Raw genomic sequence first — 17,891 nt, 5'->3', positions numbered from 1 at the left:
TATGAACGTCGTCAACGGCCTGCCGGCGCATGCCCTGTGGCTGCATCTGGTGGTGGTGCTCGTGCCGCTGACCGCGCTGCTCGAAATCGTGTGCGGCCTGTGGCGGCCGGCCCGGCGGGGACAGCTGATGTGGCTCACGCTGGCGCTGGCCGTCGCGACGATGGTGATCACGCCGATCACCGTCAACGCCGGGGAATGGCTGTATGACCTGCGGAAAAAGCCCAGCCCCATCCTGCAGGAACACGCCGAACGGGGCGGCACCATGGTCTATTTCGCCGCCGCGATGCTGGTAGTCGCGATCGGCCTCGTCGTGCTGCGCGTGGTCGAACGCCGATCCGACAAGCGCCGGCTCCTCGCCCACCTCGTCGCCGCGATAATCGCGCTCGCCGTGGGTATCTCGTCGACGATCCAGGTCTATCGCACGGGCGACGCGGGCGCCCAGTCGGTGTGGGGCGGCGAGATCGCGCGGCTGCAGAAGTCCAACGGGACGTAGCCCATGGCGGCGACCCGCTTCGCCCGGCTCCGCCGCCCTCGCGATCGCCGCTAGCCGGCTCACACCACGGTCAGGGCCACCCGCGCCCACGCGTTGTTGGCGTATCCGCGCGGGTTCCACAGCGACGCCGCCGACTCCGGCTGGGCGGTACCGGTGTCGTCCCAGGCGCGGGCCGTGATGCGCATGGGCCCGGGCTCGGCGTCGACGACCAGCGACCACGGCCGCCACGACCACTTGCTGGGCGCGCGGTGCAGGTCGGCCCGGCGCCAGGTGAGGCCGTCGTCGAGCGATACGTCGACGCGTTCGACGCTGCGGCCGTCGCCCGCGATTCCATAGCCGCGGATGGTCAGCGGGCCGCGGGACACCCGGTCGCCGTCGGTGGGATCGAGGATGTCGCAGTTCAGCGCCAACGACGACAGCGCGATGCCCTCGCCGCCGGCCGCGGTGTCGGGGTCGGCGTCCGCGGGCAGGATGCGGTAGTCGTGCGCCTGGAAGTAGTTGTCCGACGGGCGGCCTTGCACGGTGACGGCCGTGATCCATTTGACGCTGCGCGCCCCGATGTACCCGGGCACCACCAGCCGAACCGGCCCGCCATGGGCGCGGGGCAGGGGTTCGCCATTCATCTGCCACGCCAGCAGGACTTCCGGCGACATCGCCTTACCCAGAGGGATCGAGCCGCCGTAGGCCTGGACAGGCCGGGCCTCCGCTGCGACGTCGGGGGCCTGGAGGGCGACATGCAGCCCCTCGTCCGTGCGCGAGCCGGCGGCCGCGAGGACGTCGGCCAGCCGCACGCCGCGCCATTCGGCCGTCGAGATCGCCCCGTGCGCCCAGGGATCCTTTCCCGGTATGGGCCGCACCCGCAGCATCTCGGCGCGCCGATTGCCGGCGCAGGCCAGGGTGGCCACCACGTCGTGTTGGTCGAATTCGGTGGTGAGCTGCTCATATGTCAACGCGAGCGGCCTGTCCACCAGCCCGGCGACCGCCAGCTGCCAGTGCTGCGGCGTGATATCCGGAAACCGGCCGTGGTTGCGGGCGTAGAACGCGTCGATCGGGGTGATGTCGCTGTCGGCCAGCACCGCCGGCGGTGGTTCGGCGTTGTACGGCAGGCGCCCCCGCACGATCATGTCGTCGCGCTTGCCCCACGATGCTGTTGCGGGGGCCATGGCGCTCGTTGTCATGTAAGCAATGGTTCCCCAGCCGACCGGTCGCGGCCAGGGGGATGAATCTTGTGGGGTCACAAGCTTTACTTGTGTCAGGCCCGAATGCCACAAAGCCGCCTTGTGCCCATCGGAGGATCGCCATGCCGCTCAGCACCCACATGCCCGACCTGTCGGCATTCGAGATCTTTACGGCGATCGCCCGGACCGGCAGCCTGGCCGCCGCGGGCCGGGAATTCGGCCTGACACAGCAGGCCATTTCGGCGCGGCTGGCATCGATCGAGGCGCAGACCGGCATCGCGCTCGTCGTGCGCACCCCGCGGGGTTCGCGACTGACGCCGGCCGGAGTCGTAGTCGCCGAGTGGGCGGATCGACTGCTCGACGTCGCCCAATACGTCGACGCGGGCTTGGCATCACTGCGATCCGAACGTCGCAAGCGCGTCAAAGTGGCGGCCAGCCTGACGATCGCCGAACAGCTCATGCCGCGCTGGCTGGTGTCGCTCCAGGTGGCGGCGAGCCGGCTGGGCGCCGCGACGCCCGAAGTCATCATGACCGCCACCAACAGCGACCAGGCGATCACCGCCGTCAGCGACGGAAAAGCCGATCTGGGGTTCATCGAGACCCCGCACGCGCCAAGGGGATTGCGCACCCGGGTGGTCGGGCACGACGACCTCGTGCTGATCGTTCCCCCGAATCACAAGTGGGCGCAGCGCCAGCGACCGATCACCGCTGCGGAACTGAGCCGGACACCGCTGGTGACCCGCGAACCCGGGTCGGGGACGCGCGACTCGCTGACCACCGCGCTGCGCCACGCGCTGGGCGATTCGACCCGACAGGCGGAACCGGTCCTCGAGCTGTCCTCCGCCGCCGCCGTGCGCGCCGCCGTTGCGGCCGGCGCCGGGCCCGCCGTGATGAGCCGGCTGGCCGTCGCCGACGATCTGGCGATCGGGCGGCTCCGCACGGTGGACGTCCCGGAGTTGAACCTCAGGCGCCAACTGCGCGCCATCTGGGTGGGCGGCCGCACACCGCCCGCAGGGGTCGCGCGGGACCTGCTCTCGCACATCACCAGCCAGGTCGCGGGTTAGCACCCTTGCTCCCGGCTGCACCGTCGCATATGTTCCGTTCGTGGTGACAAGCGTGGTGCACGGGCACTGCGACGACAGATTCGACGAGGTCCGGACCGCGCTGGCCGACAACATCTCCTCCGGCGAAGAGGTCGGCGCCTGCATCGCCATCGACATCGGCGGCCAAACCGTCGTCGACATCTGGGGCGGCTACAGCGACGCGGCACGCACGACCCCCTGGGCCGAGGACACCATCGTCAACGTGTGGAGCTCCACGAAGACGGTCACCAGCCTGGCCGCACTGATGCTCATCGACCGCGGCCTGATCGAGCCGACCGCACCGCTGGCCGCCTACTGGCCGGAATTCGCCGCAAACGGCAAGCAGGACATCGAGATTCGCCACATCCTGTCGCACACATCCGGTGTGTCCGGCTGGGACCTGCCGTTCGCCACCGAGGACATGTACGACTGGGATAGGGCCACGACGGCCCTGGCGGCGCAGGCGCCGTGGTGGGAGCCCGGGACCGCGTCGGGCTACCACGCCCACAACCAGGGCCATCTCATCGGTGAGCTGATTCGCCGCGTCACGGGCCAAACGCTGAAAGAGTTCGTCCGTGACGAAATCGCCGGCCCGCTGGGCGCCGACTTCCAAATCGGCGCGGTGCGTGCCGATTACGACCGCATCGCCGAGATCGTGCCGCCGCCTCCTTTGGAGCTGCCCCTCGAGTCGCTCCCCGAGGACAGCCCGATGCGCAAAACCTTCATCGGTCCGCCGCCCAATGCCGATGCCGCCAACACGCCGGCGTGGCGCGACGCCGACATGGGCGCCCTCAACGGGCACGGGAACGCGCGGTCGCTGGCCACGATCCTGTCGGTGATTTCGTTGGGCGGCAAGGCTCGTGGGGTTCGGCTGCTAAAGCCCGAGACCGTCGAGAAGATCTTCGAAGAACAGGCCAGCGGCGTCGACCTCGTGCTGCCCGCGCCGCTGCGCTGGGGCCTCGGATACGGGCTTCCCCAAAAGGACTCGCTCCCCTACGTTCCCGACGAGAAGATCTGCTTCTGGGGCGGGTGGGGCGGCTCGATGGTGTTGATGTGGCCCGACCGGAAGGCCACCGTCTCCTACGTGATGAACAAGATGGGGCCGGGCATCCTCGGCTCGGATCGCATGGCGATGTACGGGAAGTTGATCTTCGACGCGCTCGGGCCGGCGTGATGGCGCGCGGCGCCCGCTGGGGCGCCCCGGCGCTGATAGCCGCTACGACGCTGATCGGGACGCCGGCGCGCGCGCTCGCCGATCCGCCCGACTACACCGGGCTGTTGATCCGGGCCGGCGACATCAACGCGCCCGGAAGTTTCAGGGCCTCAACGCCGGTCAACAACCCGAACGGTCGGCCGGGCGCCACGACCACCTTTCGCGACCGGGGCCGCACACCCCTGGATTCGTATGTCATCTACGACAGCATTGAGATCCTGCCGGATCCCCCGGCCGCGCTCCGCGCCCTGGAATCGGCGAAGGCGTCGACGGACGGTTATGTCCACGGCGTGCCCGACCCGATCTCGATCGGCACCGGCGGGACGACGATCTCGGGACCCTCGCCCGACGGCTCCAAGAGCGTCACCGTGCTGATGTTCAGCGAGGGAAAGGCATTCGCGGAGCTTGAATTCGACGGGCCGCCCGACGCGCTCGTGCCCCCGGACCTCGTCACCGACGTCGGCCAGAAACAAGACGCGGCGATCAAAAGCGGGCTGGCCGGCTGAGCGCCGGTCAGTCGGCCGGCGTCAGACGAAAGAGGCGGAACTGGCGTCCGCCGGCGCGGTCTTGGGCGATCTGATAATTCGGCCAGTTCGCGACCACCCGCGCCCACGCTTCGTCGCGCTCCTCGCCGGTGAGCAACCGCACCTTCGCGACGAAGCGGTGCCCGCGCCTGCGAACGGTGACCCGTTGCGTCGCTTTGAGATTCGCCGACCACGACGGATGCCGGGCGAGGCCCCAATTGGACCCGACCACGAGTAGCGAATCCCCGTCGGGGACGCACTGCACGGTGGCTGTGCGGGCGAGGCCCGTCTTGCGCCCCGAGGTGGTCACCTGGATGTTGGGTACACCGGTCACGTCCAGGACCCCGAGGCGTCCGTTGGTTGCGAACCGGAGCAGGGCTTCGATTCCTTCGGCGACCGCTCGCCCCCGCAGGATCAGCCACGTGTATGCGGTCGGGTTTCGCGCCACCCGCTGCAGCGGATTCACACGCGTACTCTAGTCCGGCGCGGTCGGGTCAATTCGTTCGGACCGACAATCGCCGAGCCGGTAAATCCGCAGGAGAAGTACGAGTGGAGGCCTGCAAAATTACGGGCTCGGCGAACTTGTCGGATCGAAATAAATTGCTTGATTTAATATCGCGGGCCGTGTTCACTGGGTCGATGACCGCTCAGAGGATGGCCCGCTCCGGGAGGTCGACCGGCACCCGCGAGGCGATCTTGTCGGCCGCGGAGGTGCTGTTCGCCGAGCGTGGCATGTATGCCGTGTCCAACCGCCAGATCAGTGAGGTCGCCGGGCAGGGCAACAACGCCGCGGCCTGCTACCACTTCGGGACCAGGACCGACCTGCTCCGGGCCATCGAGAGCAAACACCGCGAGCCGATCGAGGAGCTGCGCGCGCAAATGCTGGCCGACATCGGCGATTCGACCGAGCTCCGCGATTGGGTGGGCACGCTGGTGCGCCCCCTTACCGATCATCTGGCCGCGCTGGGGACGCCCAGCTGGTATGCCCGGTTCGCCGCGCAGGCGATGGCGGACCCCACCTATCGCCACGTCGTCACCAAGGATGCGCTGACGTCGCCGCTGCTGGTCCGGACGATCGACGGCATCACCCGCTGCCTCCCCGACCTGCCCAAGCGGGTGCGCAACGAACGGATCTCGATGGTCCGCAACCTGCTGATGCACACCTGCGCCGAGCATGAGGCCGCGCTCGCCGAACACGGTCCGCGGTCGCGTTCGAGCTGGCCGGTCGCCGGCGAGGGCCTGATCGACGCGATCGTCGGCCTGTGGCGCGCGCCGGTGCACGTGAACGCGGCGGATGACGACCGAGGAGCAGAATGACCGACACCACCACCGCGACCCACGTCCCGGAGTTTCCGATGACGCGGGCACCGGGCTGCCCGTTCGCGCCGCCGCCGGAAGCCTTGGCGCTCAACGACACCAGGCAACTGAGCCGGGTGCGGATCTGGGACGGCAGCACCCCCTGGCTGATTCACGGCTACGACGCGATCCGCGCGTTGTTCACGGACTCCCGCACCAGCGTCGACGACCGGCTGCCGGGCTACCCGCACTGGAACGAGGGCATGCTGGCGACGGTCCACACCCGGCCGCGTTCCGTCTTCACCTCCGACGCCGAGGAGCACACCCGGTTTCGCCGGATGTTGTCAAAACCCTTCACCTTCAAGCGGGTCGAAGCGCTGCGCCCCGCGGTGCAGAAGATCGCCGACGAGCGCATCGACGCGCTGCTGGCCGGTCCCAATCCCGGTGACATCGTCAGCACGCTGGCGCTACCCGTGCCGTCGCTCGTCATCAGCGAGATGCTCGGCGTGCCCTACGAGGACGCGGACTTCTTCCAGGAGCAAGCCCAGCGGGGCACGGGCCGCTACGCGACCGAAGAGGACACGGCCAAAGGGGCCGCCTCGTTGGCGAAATACCTGGCCAACCTGATCCGCGCCAAGATGCAAAGCCCCTCAGAGGATTTGGTGTCCGACCTCGCCGAACGCGTCAACGGCGACGAGCTCAGCGTGCGCGAGGCGACGCAACTCGCGCTCGGCGTGCTGATCGCCGGCCACGAGACCACCGCGAACATGATCAGCCTCAGCGTCGCGGCGCTGCTGGAGCATCCCGACCAGAGGGCGCTGCTGCGCGACGCCGACGACCCGAAGGTGATCGCCACCGCGGTGGAGGAATTGATGCGGTACCTGAGCATCATCCAGACGGGTCAGCGTCGCATCGCCGTCGAGGACATCGAGGTCGGCGGCGAGACCATCCGGGCCGGCGAGGGCATCATCCTCGATGTCGCGCCGGCCAACTGGGATGCCCGCCAATTCCCCAACCCGGACCGGCTGGACCTGCTGCGCGAGGACGGCGCGCACGTCGGCTTCGGCTACGGCCGCCACCAATGCGTGGGCCAGCAACTGGCCCGGATGGAATTGCAGATCGTCTTGCCCACCCTGCTGCGCCGGGTCCCGACGCTGCGGTTGGCCGGGCCCCTTGAGGAGCTTCCCTTCAAACACGACACGCTGGCCTACGGCGTGTACGAGCTCCCCGTTACATGGTGAAGCCCGACCTGTCCCTCGACGTGCCCGATCTGTCCGGCAAATGCGCCGTCGTCACCGGCGCCAACAGCGGGCTCGGCCTCGGCCTGGCGACGAGCCTGGCGGCGGCGGGCGCCGACGTGGTCCTGGCGGTTCGCTGCCGAACCAGGGGCGAAGCCGCGATCGCCGAGATCCGCCGGGAGGCGCCACGGGCCAAGCTGACCATCCGGCATCTGGACCTGTCATCGCTGCGCAGCGCGGCGGCGCTGGGCGAGGAGCTGGTCGCGGAGGGCCGGCCGATCGACATCCTGATCAACAACGCGGGCGTCATGACGCCGCCGCAGCGCCAGGAGACGCGCGACGGATTCGAATTGCAGTTCGGCACAAACCATCTGGGCCACTTCGCGCTGACCGGACACCTGCTGCCGTTGCTGCGCGCGGCGAAGTCCGCGCGGGTGGTTACCGTCAGCAGCATCGCCGCAACCCAGCGAAACCTCGACTTCGGCGATCCCAACGCCCAACATGGTTACCGACCCATGCGCTCCTACGGGATGGCCAAGCTGGCGCAATTGATGTTCGCGATGGAACTGGATCGGCGCAGCCGCCTCGGCGGCTGGCGCTTGATGGCCAATGCGGCCCACCCCGGGCTGAGCAAGACCAACCTGCTCAGCGGGGCGTCCTACGGCCGCAACAGGCCGACCCTGCAGGCCCGCCTGACCCGCCTGACGTGGCGGCTGCTGCCGTTCATGTGGCTCGACGTCGACGAGGGCATCAAGCCCACCCTGTACGCGGCGGTGTCGCCGGACGCCCGCGGCGGCACCTATTACGGGCCGCGCGGCCTCTACGAAACCGCCGGGGGCGGAGTCACCATGGCCGCAGTCCCCCGTTCGGCGTGCGGCGAGGCGGACATGGGCCGGCTGTGGCAGATGTCCGAACGGCTCACCGGCGTGACGTACCCCGGATGACAAAGGGAGGATGATGCGATGACGAACTCGCTCACCGCCCGCGGCTCGGTGATCGACATTCCCGACGAGCCGGACTTCGTACGGATGCGCGCCGAGACCGGCGCGCGAATTCGCGCCGCGATGGCCGACCACGGCGTCGACGCGCTCATCCTCCTGATGAACGGCTATGTCGGGTACGCGACGGGCGCCAGCTGGGCCTTGATCGACGCTGGCCTCTCGCACGTGGAGCGTCCGGTGGCCGTCGTGCTGGCCGACGACGAACACCCGCATCTGTTCATGCCGCTTCGCGCCGGGGCGTCGCTGGAACCGCGGGATCCGCCGGTGCCCGACGACCACCTGCACGGTCCCGTCTATCTGGAATTCGACAGCGGTGTACGGGATTTCGCGCGGACGCTGGCGGGCCTGATCCCGCGGGGCGCGACCGTCGCCGTCGACGAGCTCACCGGCGCGATGCGGCGATCGGCGGACACGCTCTTTCCCGCCGGGCCGCCATCGGATGCCGCGATCGTGCTCGGCGCCGCGCAACTGGTCAAGACGCGCGACGAGCTGTCCTGCCTTCGCCGGGCCTGTCGGATCACCGAACAGGCCGTGGTCGACGTGCAAGCGGCCCTGGCGCCGGGCGTGCGCCAGATTGATCTGTCGGCCAAGCTGGTTCGGCGTGCGTTCGAGCTGGGCGCCACCACCAACATGCTCGAGGCCATCTGGCAGGTGATGCCCAGCTCGCGGGAGGCCGGTGTCTGGACGACGCACGGCGACCTCGCGCTGCCCCTGTTGCCCTCGGCTCGCGAGCTGGCCGCCGGTGACGTGCTGTGGACCGACATCAGCATCAGCTACGCCGGGTACTGCTCGGACTTCGGCCGGACCTGGGTGGTCGGCGACCCGCCCTCGCCACGGCAGCAGGACCAGTTTCGACAGTGGAAAGCCATCCTCGATGCCGTGCTCCAGGTGACGAAGGCGGGCGTCACATCGGGCGATCTGGCGCGCGCTGCTATTGCCGCCAACGGGGGTCGCAAGCCGTGGCTGCCGCACTTCTACCTTGGCCACGGCATCGGCACCTATCCGGCCGAGGCACCCATGATCGGAACCGATCTCGGCGAGGAGTTCGACGACAACTTCGTCTTTGCGCCCGGCATGGTGCTGGTGCTCGAACCGGTGGTGTGGGAGGACGGCACAGGCGGCTATCGCAGTGAGGAGATCGTGGTGATCACCGAAGACGGCTACACGCCGATCACCGACTACCCCTACTCCCCCTATGGCTCCCCCTATGGCGACTGAAATTTCGCCCGACCCCGTCGAGTTGCGAACGGGGCGTCGGGAACGCGCGCTGGCCCAGATGGCCGCACACGATCTCGACATGCTGGTGCTGGGGCGACAATCCAACATTCGTTACGTGACCGGCGCCCCCCAGCTGTGGATCGCCGGGACGCGTCCGTTCGGTCCGATGTGCGTCGTGGTGCGCGCCACCGGTGACATCTACCTCAACAGCACCGACGACGAGGGCGTCCCCGACGAGATCGGCCACGATCACCTCTACGGGTTGGCCTGGAACCCAATGACACTGATCGACGTCTTGAAGAAGATCGACGGGGCCGAGGCGGCGCGCCGGGTCGGAACCGACGCCATCACACCGACTTTCGCCGCGTTGCTACCGGAAGCGTTTCCCAACGCCGAGCTCGTCGACGCCGAGCCCGCCATGCGGACGGCGCGCCGCATCAAGACGCCCGATGAGATCGCGGCGATGGGTCCGGCCCTGCGCGTGGCGGAACACGGACTCGCCGCCGCCATCGGGGAATTGCGGCCCGGGGTGTCGGAGCGGGCGCTCGCCGCGGCCGCGCTGGAGGCCATGGCCGCCGGCGGCGTCAGTACGCCTGCGACCCAGGACGTCGCGTGGGTGACTTCGCGCGAACAGCCGTGGCGACGCGGCCACAGCGAGGTACGGCCCGGCGACCTTGTCGCCTTCGCCGCGGGTGCGCTGGCGGACGGGTACGTCGGTGAAGTCGGCCGAACCTGGCCGGCGGGTAAGGAGGCCAACGGCTCGACACGGAAGCTGTTCGGACGGTCGGATGCGTTGTTCGACAAGATGATCGCGGCGTGTCGCCCCGGCGCGCCCGCGGCCGGTCTGCTCGCCGCCTACCATGCCGCCGGTGAGCCGGTACCGCCCACGCCCGTCGCGCACGGTTTGGGATTGGGTTTCGATCCGCCCGTCGTCTCCGAAACGCTTTCGGCCGCAGGCGAAGACGACCGCCTCGACGCCGGGATGGTGCTGGCGATCACCGGCTACGTGTGGCAAGAAGGCGTCGGCGCGGTGCTCCGCCGCGACACCGTCCACATCACCGACGGTGGCCCAGAGGTGCTGACCGCCAGCCCATCCTGGGGCGACGCCTGATCGAAAACCTTACTGCCGCCTGTCAGTGCGGAAGTTCCGTTTCCGGCATTAACGGCGGTAGTACCGGTCCACCTACCGATGCGGGAGGTGGTGCCGGAACTGGCATGCCTTCAACGGGCAGGACGGGTGCGCTCGCAAATCCGGCCGGCTCCATGTGATCTTTGCACGCAGTCGGAACAGGAACCATATACCACTTCCACGCGCCCGGGGGATTTGGTGCCGGTGCCATGGTGTTGTCGGGGCACCTCCATGTGCAACTGACACCGCCGACGCCCGCGCCACCAAGGCCGAGAGTAGCGCCGCCGCCAATGGCCGCACCGGCGTCAACACCGATGCCCCCGGCCTCGCAGTGCAGATGTGATCCATTGATTTCGGTCGGCCAATCGCAGTACGCCCCTTGGGAAAAGAAGACCGTGGCGCCGGTGAGGACGGCGGGATAATCACACAAGCCGGCATTGGCCTGCGGGGCCGGCATGAAGAAAATCGAACAGAATGCCACTATCGGGACGAGCCATATTTTGTTCATTGACTACCCACCACCTTCGCCGCTAAGTGATCATGTGGAACCCTGATGTGAGATCGGGCATTTTGTTGGCCAAACTCCTTCCCCGATTTGGATTGGCAACGCCTGCCATTGCCGCAAGGCAACCTTTAACTGTAGGCCGATCCGGATGCTCTCGAAAGACTCGCCAATCCACTGGCGCCGTCGTGTGCATCGAGGCGCGAGTTGTGGCGCGGCGCACCGATTAACGAGGCACCGTGGGTCCGCCGCGGACTACCAGTCAGTCTGTCAGACGGGTTTGTCGTCGTCGGTGTCGCGCAGGAATCGTTCGGGGTGGTGGAAGTTGTTGGTGCGGGGCTGGCCCCGGTCCAGGTGTGGGGGCGGGATCCATTCGGTTTCGCCTCGGGCGTTGGTGCGGGTGGTCCAGCCGTGTTCGGCGAGGCGGTTGTCGGGTCCGCAGGCCAGGGTGAGGTCGTCGATGTCGGTGCGGCGGGTGGTGTTCCAGCCGGTGACGTGGTGGACCTGGCTGTGATAGGCCGGGGCGTCGCAGCCGGGTTTGGTGCAGCCGCGATCGCGGGCGTAGAGCATGATCCGCTGGGCCGGTGAGGCCAGGCGTTTGGTGTGATACAGCGCCAGCGGCTTGGCCTTATCGAAAATCGCTAAGTAATGGTGGGCGTGGCCGGCCCAGCGGATCACATCGGACATGGGCACCAGGGTGCCGCCGGCGGTCAGGGCTTTGCCGGTGGCCGCCTCCAGCTCCGGCAGGGTGGTGGTGACCACGATCGACACCGGTAACCCGTTGTGGTTGCCCAGCTTTCCCGAGGCGAACAGGGCGCGCAGTGCGGCCAGGAACGCGTCGTGGTTGCGTTGGGCGCTGGTGCGGGTGTCGCGACGCACCGCCTGCTCGTCGGGTGTCTCATCGACGACCGGGATCTCATCTTCGGGATTGCACGCCCCTGGAGCGGCCAGCTTGGCCAACATGGCCTCGATCGCGGCCCGCAGCTCGGGAGTGACCAGCCCGCTGATGCGTGACATGCCGTCGAATTCCTGGTTACCTAGAACGATCCCGCGCTTGCGGGCCCGCTCTTGGTCGCTGAATTCCCCGTCGGGGTGCAGCCAGTCCATGATCCGCTGGGCGTATTTGGCGAGCTCGTCGGGGCGGTAGTGGCGGGCCTTGCCGGCCAGGTCGGCCTCGGCGGCCTCGCGGGTGGATAGGTCCACCTCAGCGGGCAGGTGGGCGAAAAAGCTGCGGATCACCCGCACGTGCCCGTCGCCGATCAACCCGTCACGTTGGGCGGCCGCGGTCGCGGGGATAAGCGGTGGCAATGACTCACCCGTGAGCGCGCGGCGTTCACCTAAATCCTCGGCGTCGTCGATGCGCCGGGCCGCCTCGGCCTTGGTGATCCGCAGCCGGTCGGCCAGCGCACCACGCAGCGTGCCGCCGAGTTCTTCGGCGCTGGCTTGGGCGCCGACCTGATTGATCACCGTGTGCTGCGGGGCGCGTAGCCCGCGCGCCGCGGATTCCAGGCATGCGAGGGCCCGCAGTCGTTCCGGGGTGGTCAACACGTCAAAGGACAAATCCCGCAGCCGTTTCAGCACCCCCTTGAGATCGCCGAACACCTCGACGATCTCCTCACGACTGCCCGAACCCATACCCGAATCGTACGAACACCCACCGACAAGAATCCCAGATTTGTGACCACTGAAACTAATGTGACACAAGGGATTCCATGCCATTCCGGTCCCAAAGATTCAGCAAGTTCGCGAGCATCTGCAACGGCGCACGCACGCTCTCGTCGTCCCTGATCCGCGGATCCGTGCGGCTCGCCGGTGCGGTGTCGCCAAATCGCGCACGCATCAACGCCGGCACATCCAACAACCACGCGACCCCCATCGCCGCGGCGTACATCAGCGTGTGCCGGCGCAGCCGGTCCGGATCGAGGTGCGGGCCACCAACGCGCTCAACCTCCGATACGAACAATTCCAGCAGCTCGTCGAAATGCTCATTCCACAAATCGGTTTCGGCGCCGGACATGGCACCCCAGATCGCCATGCCCATGTTCAGCTGGCCGACGCATCCCCAGTCCAGCAAGCCGCAGCACAGTACGCCGTCGCGCCAAAACCAGGCGTTGTCGATGTTGGCATTCCAGTGGCACAGCGCGATGTAGTCGGAGTCGTCGGCCAGCTGGCTCATGATCGTGTGCTCGTGACGCGCGACCCGCGGCACCTCTTCGCGCAGGCGCGCCAGGAACTCCGGCGAGCCAACGCTGGCGGGCACCAACCCGGGGTTGGCTTCCACAAATTCAGCCAGCTGGGCCACGCGCCGGTCCAGCTTGTCGGCGCCCACCGGTGCGCGGTTCCCCACGGTCGCGGCCCGCACATCGAGCGGGAAGTGCGCGGCGAGCCGCGCCGGCAGGCGTCCGGACCCGTAGGTGCCGGCGAGGCGCCCCAAAGCGGTCAGGAGCGCGCGGTAGTGGCCGATCGGGTCGGGCATGTCATAGTCCAGACACTTGTGGTACTGGCGCTCGATTCCCCCGCGGCCAAACGGAATTCGTTCGGTGATCAGGATTCCCGTGCCGGTCTCGCGGTCGTAGTCGCCGAACTGCACCGCGGGGACGGCGATGGGAAATCCGGGTGTTCGGGACAGCGCGGCGAACCGGACCTCCGGCTCCATCTGCGTCCTTCCCCGGTCGCGCACCGGGTTGTCCAGATCGCGGGAGAACTTGACGAAGAGGTCGGTATGCAGATCGGGTTGCGGCCTGGCGTATTCGACCGACAGCACGACCTTGCGCCCGGTGCTGCCCCCCGCCACTTCCCGGAACTCGGTTACGGCGGTGACGGCGTTGCCGTCGGCGAGCACACCCGACGCCCGAAACGCCTCGGTCAGAAACCGCGCGCCGCCGCCGCGTAAAGCGTTGGGGTCGGCCGGGATCGCGAGGCCGAACCGCTCGCCGTAACTCACCAAGTCTGTTCCGCCGCGCGCACCAGCATGTGGTTGACGGCGACCCGGCGATCGCGAGTCACCATGTAGAGCACCGCGTCGGCGATGTCTTCGGGCCGCAACTTGACCATGCCGGCGGTCTGGCGCGCGACGGCCTCGCGCGACGGGCCGGAAAGGTGGCCGAAGATCTCGGTGTCGACGGTTCCGGGAGCCACCACCCCGACGCGCACCCGGCTCCCGAGCACCTCCTGGCGGATCCCCTCGCTGAACGCGTTCACCCCGAATTTGGTCAGCGAGTACACCGCTGTGTTGGGCCGGGCCACCCAGCCGCCGGTGGAACTGATGGTGACCAGATCGGCGACACCGCGCGGCGAGCTGCCCGCCGCCTCGAGCAGGTGCGGGAGCGCGGCGCGGGTGACGTAAAGGACGCCGCGCACGTTGACCGCGACCATGTCGTCCCAATCCTGCAGACGGGCCTCGGCGGCGGGGTCGGACCGCATCAGCCCGGCGTTGTTCACCACGGTGTCTAGCCGGCCCAACTCGGCGAGTGTGCGTTGCACCGCCGCCGATACCTCGTCGGCGTCGGTCACGTCGGCGGTGACGACCAGCGCGGTGCCGCCGGCGGATTCGATCTCCGCCTTGACGTCGGCGAGCCGGTCGGCCCGACGCGCGAGGAGCGCCACCGCGGCGCCTTCTGCCGCCAGCGCTTTCGCGGTTGCGGCTCCGATACCGCTGCTGGCGCCCGTCACCAGGGCCGCGGTGTCCGCCAGGGTGGCCGTCACCTCGTGCCTCCCGTCGTTGATCCCGCGCCAAGGATCTCACGCAGGACGTAGTCGGTGTCTTCGCCCAAGTCCGGTGCGCCGCGTTCGATGCACGCTGGGGACCGCGCCAGCCGCCACGACGGGCCGACAATCGGGCGCTGGCCTTCGCGGTGATCCGTGACGAAGCGGAACAGCTCGCGGTCCCACAAACGCTGATCGCCGATCGTGTCGATCACCGTGGCGCTCTTGCATGCCGGCACGCCCGCCGACCGCAGGCGCTGCGCCAGATCCTCGGCATCGTGTCCGCGGGTGAGCCGCGCCAGGTCGTCGTCCAGCGCGCCGGCGTGGTGGTGCCGGGCGTCGATCGTGGCGTAGCGCGCATCGCCAACCAGCTCAGCGCCGCCCAATACCTGGCACAGCCGGCGCCATTCGGCGTCGTCGGCCACGGCCACGGCGATCCACGAGCCGCCCTTGCACGGGTAGCAGCCGTGGGGGCACATGTCGGGATGCCGGTTGCCGTTGGAGCCCAGGCGGTTTCCGGTGAGGCTTTGTTCGAGCAGGCAGTCCCCCACCATCGAGGACAGCGTCTCCACCGCCGACAGGTCGACGAACTGGCCCTCGCCGGTGAGCTCCCGATGCAGCAACGCCACCACGGCGGCGTAGGCGGCGGCGGCTCCGACGGTGGAATCCCCGTAGCGCATGCTCGTCCCGAGCGGCGGCCCGCCCGGGTAGCCGACCAGCGATGCCAGGCTGGCCAGCGCGGCGAAGCATGGGGCATAACCGGTTTGATGACCCAGCGGCCCGTCGTTGCCCCACATCTTGATCGACACCGAGATGATGTCTGCCTTGATCGCCGCGAGCTGCTCGTAGCCCAAGCCCTGGCGCTCCATCGCGCCCGGCCGCAGGTTGTTGACGATGATGTCGCTGCGCGCGATCAGCTCGCGCAGCCGCGCCATGCCCTCGTGCGCCTTGATGTCGAGTTCCATGCTGAGGATCTCGTGGTTGATGCTGAGAAAGTATGGGGCGTGGTTGATGTCGGTGCCGCCGTAGGCCCGCATCTCCTCGGGGGCGCCGGCGGTTTCGACCTTGATCACTTCGGCGCCCAGCTGCGCCAGGAGCTTGCCGGCGTACGGACCGGCCCACACCTTGGTGAGCTCGACCACGCGGACTCCCTGCAGCGGTCCGCCGCGCGGCCGCTTGGGCGCCTTGAGTTGCGGCGCCCTGGCCGACGGCGGTGTGCGCGGCGCGCCGAGCCCGTCGAGGACCGCGTCGGTGTGTTCGCCGAGAGTGGGTGCGGCGGCAGTGATTCGGGCCGGCGACGCGCCGAGCATGTACGGAACGGTGGGATACGCCGCCTCGCCCAACGCGGGGTGACTCACCTTCTGGAAGAACCCACGGTGGCGGTATTGCGGCGACTGGTGCAGATCCCCGGCCTCGTTGACCGGAACCAACGGCACCCCCAGGCGCTGGGCCCGCTCGGCGGCGGACTCCTTGGGCATGCCTCTGACCCATGCGGCGAAACCCCGCCGGAACGCGTCGACCTTTTCGGCCGTGACGGAGAACTCCAGCCAGTCGTCCTCGAACGCGTCCAGCCAGTCGGCATGGCCCAGCAGCTCCTTCAGGCCGCTCCAATGGGCCCGGCTGGTCATGTACAGGTAGACGAATCCGTCGGCGCAGGCGAAGAACGACGCCGGGCCCGCCTGGTCGTAATCGTCACGGCGGCCTGCTGCCGGAACCTCCCCCGTGATGAATCGGCCCAGGATGCAATCGGCGCGGGAGACCAGCACCGCGTGCCCCGAGACGTCGATGGCCTCGCCCCGACCAGTGTGCAGCCGCCCGAACAGCGCCGACGCGACACACAGCGCCGCATCCAAACCCGCCTCGTAGTCCGCCAGGAAGCGACCCGGTCCCTGCAACGGCGGCTTGCCCGGATCGGCGTGACTCGGGGTGTGATAGCCCCAACCGCTGGCGTGGAAAACGGTCAGGCTCTTGGCGTTTCGGAACTCGGCGGGCGCGCCGGCGCCGAACGGGGTGATCGAGCAGAACACCACCGACGGATGCCGTTCGGAGCGGCCCGATTCGCGGTCTTCGATGACCGCGTCGGCCGAATCGATCAGCACTTGCAAGCGCTCGTCGGAAAGGACGACGGAGCGCTTGTTGGTGTTGAGGTAGGCGAACAGAGCGCTGCCTTCGGGCCCGTCGGCGAGGAGGGGGGCCATCGCGCGGGTGCGGCTGCCGCATTCCGGCGCCTCGACCTTGATGACCTCGGCGCCGAAATCGGCCAGTAGTTTTCCGCAGTACTCCCCCGCGACCGTGTCGGCCAACTCAACGATGCGGAAGCCCGTCAGTGCGGTCAGGGCTTCTTCCGTCCCGAGCGGCTCAAGCGCCATTCCGGCGGGAAGTTCAGGTCGTTGTCCTTCACCACGTTGTTGAGGCCCTTCTCGAAGGTGCCCTCGGTCAAGTCGACCTCTTGCGCGTCGTTTTGGATCAGCGGCAACATGCCCTCGACCATGCCGGTGAGCAGGCTGCCGAAATACTCGCCCTTGTGCTGCTTGTACAGCTCCAAAAAGGTCTTCTGCACCGCGACGGTGTCCGTGGGCCGGGAGCGCGAACACGCCATCGCGTACTTCAGCGTCTCTTCTTCCAGCTTCTCGCGGGGCACCACGCTGTTGACGAAACCGCACTCGTACATCTCTTTCGCGCTGAACGGCCGCCCGGTGAACAGCATTTCGGAGAACTTCCGCAGCCCCATGGTCTCCGCCCACCACCACAGGCGCGGGCCCCAGCCCACGTAGCGGAACGCGGGGTGCCCGAACAGGGCGTCATCGGAGGACACCACCAGATCGGCGTCGCCGGCCTGATAGAAGTGCCACCCGTAGCAGTAGCCCTTGGCCTCGATGATGCTGATCTTCCGAAGTTCTTGCAGCGGGCGGTTTCCCGCGCGGGCCTTGGCGTAGAAGTCCGTGACGGTGGACAGGTAGCGGTACGACCCGCCCGGCGGGTACTTGACGTCGTCGTCGTTGATCGCGAGCTCGTGCAACAGCGGCAGGCCGGGGTTCTCCAGCATCGGGCGTTGCTCGGGCAGGTCCCCGCCGCTGCCGAAATCCTCGCCCTCGCCACGGATCACGACGACCTTGACGTCGTCGTCGACGTTGCACTTGTGGATCAGGTCGGCGTAGTTCTGCCGCATGCCCAGCGTGGTGGCGTTCTGGGCGTCGGGACGGTCGAAGGTGATGTAGGCGATCCGGTTCTTCTTGTCCTTCTCGAACTTGATGTACTGCTCGGCTTCCTTCTTCAGCTTCTCGTAGTCGTACTCGGGCATCGGTTCTTCTC

The 17,891-nt window shown here is 68.3% G+C and carries 16 protein-coding genes; 9 read left to right on the top strand and 7 right to left on the bottom strand.

Annotated elements, in window-relative coordinates:
• Position 1: 1 nt before the first annotated feature.
• Positions 2-493, top strand: coding sequence for a DUF2231 domain-containing protein (locus AC5Y7V_RS12275; RefSeq protein WP_499880316.1), 492 nt, complete (start codon positions 2-4; stop codon positions 491-493).
• A 59-nt stretch (positions 494-552) separates the two neighbouring features.
• Here the strand turns inward: AC5Y7V_RS12275 and AC5Y7V_RS12270 are convergent, their stop codons facing one another.
• The gene (locus AC5Y7V_RS12270; protein ID WP_499880315.1) at positions 553-1,671 is read right to left on the bottom strand and encodes a sulfite oxidase; all 1,119 of its coding nucleotides are present in this window, start codon (positions 1,669-1,671) and stop codon (positions 553-555) included.
• A 122-nt stretch (positions 1,672-1,793) separates the two neighbouring features.
• Here AC5Y7V_RS12270 and AC5Y7V_RS12265 point away from each other — a divergent pair, with 122 nt between their 5' ends.
• From AC5Y7V_RS12265 to AC5Y7V_RS12255, 3 genes are read left to right on the top strand one after another with little or no spacing between them, the layout of a single operon-like run.
• Positions 1,794-2,735 (top strand): LysR family transcriptional regulator, encoded by a 942-nt coding sequence (locus tag AC5Y7V_RS12265; RefSeq protein WP_499880314.1) that lies wholly within the window; start codon positions 1,794-1,796, stop codon positions 2,733-2,735.
• 43 nt (positions 2,736-2,778) lie between these two features.
• A complete protein-coding gene (locus AC5Y7V_RS12260) occupies positions 2,779-3,927 on the top strand; it encodes a serine hydrolase domain-containing protein (RefSeq protein ID WP_499880626.1) in 1,149 nt (382 codons plus the stop codon).
• Complete coding sequence (locus AC5Y7V_RS12255) at positions 3,927-4,472, top strand: hypothetical protein (RefSeq protein WP_499880313.1); 546 nt, start codon at positions 3,927-3,929, stop codon at positions 4,470-4,472. The genes AC5Y7V_RS12260 and AC5Y7V_RS12255 overlap by 1 nt, the downstream gene beginning before the upstream one ends.
• A 7-nt stretch (positions 4,473-4,479) precedes the next feature.
• Here AC5Y7V_RS12255 and AC5Y7V_RS12250 read toward each other — a convergent pair whose 3' ends face one another.
• The gene (locus tag AC5Y7V_RS12250; protein ID WP_499880312.1) at positions 4,480-4,956 is read right to left on the bottom strand and encodes a nitroreductase family deazaflavin-dependent oxidoreductase; all 477 of its coding nucleotides are present in this window, start codon (positions 4,954-4,956) and stop codon (positions 4,480-4,482) included.
• A 158-nt stretch (positions 4,957-5,114) separates the two neighbouring features.
• Between AC5Y7V_RS12250 and AC5Y7V_RS12245 the strand changes: the two genes are divergently transcribed.
• Genes AC5Y7V_RS12245 through AC5Y7V_RS12225 form a run of 5 tightly spaced genes read left to right on the top strand, consistent with a single transcriptional unit; the run spans position 5,115 to position 10,354 of the window.
• Positions 5,115-5,807, top strand: a complete 693-nt coding sequence (locus AC5Y7V_RS12245; RefSeq protein ID WP_499880311.1) for a TetR/AcrR family transcriptional regulator — start codon at positions 5,115-5,117, stop codon at positions 5,805-5,807.
• The gene (locus AC5Y7V_RS12240) at positions 5,804-7,027 is read left to right on the top strand and encodes a cytochrome P450 (protein ID WP_499880310.1); all 1,224 of its coding nucleotides are present in this window, start codon (positions 5,804-5,806) and stop codon (positions 7,025-7,027) included. Before AC5Y7V_RS12245 ends, AC5Y7V_RS12240 begins: the two co-directional genes overlap by 4 nt.
• Positions 7,021-7,968: an SDR family oxidoreductase gene (locus AC5Y7V_RS12235; RefSeq protein ID WP_499880309.1), complete on the top strand. Its 948-nt coding sequence runs from the start codon at positions 7,021-7,023 to the stop codon at positions 7,966-7,968. Before AC5Y7V_RS12240 ends, AC5Y7V_RS12235 begins: the two co-directional genes overlap by 7 nt.
• An 18-nt stretch (positions 7,969-7,986) precedes the next feature.
• Complete coding sequence (locus AC5Y7V_RS12230) at positions 7,987-9,243, top strand: M24 family metallopeptidase (RefSeq protein ID WP_499880308.1); 1,257 nt, start codon at positions 7,987-7,989, stop codon at positions 9,241-9,243.
• Positions 9,233-10,354 (top strand): M24 family metallopeptidase, encoded by a 1,122-nt coding sequence (locus AC5Y7V_RS12225; protein ID WP_499880307.1) that lies wholly within the window; start codon positions 9,233-9,235, stop codon positions 10,352-10,354. Before AC5Y7V_RS12230 ends, AC5Y7V_RS12225 begins: the two co-directional genes overlap by 11 nt.
• Before the next feature lie 790 nt (positions 10,355-11,144).
• Here AC5Y7V_RS12225 and AC5Y7V_RS12220 read toward each other — a convergent pair.
• The 5 genes from AC5Y7V_RS12220 to AC5Y7V_RS12200 are packed head-to-tail and all read right to left on the bottom strand — an operon-like array spanning position 11,145 to position 17,880.
• Positions 11,145-12,509, bottom strand: coding sequence for an HNH endonuclease signature motif containing protein (locus AC5Y7V_RS12220; RefSeq protein WP_499880306.1), 1,365 nt, complete (start codon positions 12,507-12,509; stop codon positions 11,145-11,147).
• Positions 12,510-12,564: 55 nt separating this feature from the next.
• Positions 12,565-13,818 (bottom strand): hypothetical protein, encoded by a 1,254-nt coding sequence (locus AC5Y7V_RS12215; RefSeq protein ID WP_499880305.1) that lies wholly within the window; start codon positions 13,816-13,818, stop codon positions 12,565-12,567.
• Positions 13,815-14,579, bottom strand: a complete 765-nt coding sequence (locus AC5Y7V_RS12210) for an SDR family NAD(P)-dependent oxidoreductase (RefSeq protein WP_499880304.1) — start codon at positions 14,577-14,579, stop codon at positions 13,815-13,817. Before AC5Y7V_RS12210 ends, AC5Y7V_RS12215 begins: the two co-directional genes overlap by 4 nt.
• A complete protein-coding gene (locus AC5Y7V_RS12205) occupies positions 14,576-16,915 on the bottom strand; it encodes a CaiB/BaiF CoA transferase family protein (RefSeq protein ID WP_499880625.1) in 2,340 nt (779 codons plus the stop codon). The genes AC5Y7V_RS12210 and AC5Y7V_RS12205 overlap by 4 nt, the downstream gene beginning before the upstream one ends.
• Positions 16,912-17,880: an enoyl-CoA hydratase/isomerase family protein gene (locus AC5Y7V_RS12200; RefSeq protein WP_067161552.1), complete on the bottom strand. Its 969-nt coding sequence runs from the start codon at positions 17,878-17,880 to the stop codon at positions 16,912-16,914. Before AC5Y7V_RS12200 ends, AC5Y7V_RS12205 begins: the two co-directional genes overlap by 4 nt.
• Positions 17,881-17,891: the final 11 nt, after the last annotated feature.

It is taken from the genome of Mycobacterium sp. NGS34 (assembly GCF_059812845.1).
The sequence above is the reverse complement of the archived record's forward strand: the minus strand, read 5'-3'. Positions and strand labels throughout refer to the sequence as shown.

What these genes read in the sequence shown, in the direction of transcription:
- AC5Y7V_RS12220 (WP_499880306.1), bottom strand. Translation starts at nt 12,509, where the DNA reads ATGGGTTCGGGCAGTCGTGAGGAGATCGTCGAGGTGTTCGGCGATCTC.
- AC5Y7V_RS12200 (WP_067161552.1), bottom strand. Translation starts at nt 17,880, where the DNA reads ATGCCCGAGTACGACTACGAGAAGCTGAAGAAGGAAGCCGAGCAGTAC.
- AC5Y7V_RS12225 (WP_499880307.1), top strand. Translation starts at nt 9,233, where the DNA reads ATGGCGACTGAAATTTCGCCCGACCCCGTCGAGTTGCGAACGGGGCGT.
- AC5Y7V_RS12255 (WP_499880313.1), top strand. Translation starts at nt 3,927, where the DNA reads ATGGCGCGCGGCGCCCGCTGGGGCGCCCCGGCGCTGATAGCCGCTACG.
- AC5Y7V_RS12235 (WP_499880309.1), top strand. Translation starts at nt 7,021, where the DNA reads ATGGTGAAGCCCGACCTGTCCCTCGACGTGCCCGATCTGTCCGGCAAA.
- AC5Y7V_RS12275 (WP_499880316.1), top strand. Translation starts at nt 2, where the DNA reads ATGAACGTCGTCAACGGCCTGCCGGCGCATGCCCTGTGGCTGCATCTG.
- AC5Y7V_RS12270 (WP_499880315.1), bottom strand. Translation starts at nt 1,671, where the DNA reads ATGACAACGAGCGCCATGGCCCCCGCAACAGCATCGTGGGGCAAGCGC.
- AC5Y7V_RS12265 (WP_499880314.1), top strand. Translation starts at nt 1,794, where the DNA reads ATGCCGCTCAGCACCCACATGCCCGACCTGTCGGCATTCGAGATCTTT.
- AC5Y7V_RS12240 (WP_499880310.1), top strand. Translation starts at nt 5,804, where the DNA reads ATGACCGACACCACCACCGCGACCCACGTCCCGGAGTTTCCGATGACG.
- AC5Y7V_RS12230 (WP_499880308.1), top strand. Translation starts at nt 7,987, where the DNA reads ATGACGAACTCGCTCACCGCCCGCGGCTCGGTGATCGACATTCCCGAC.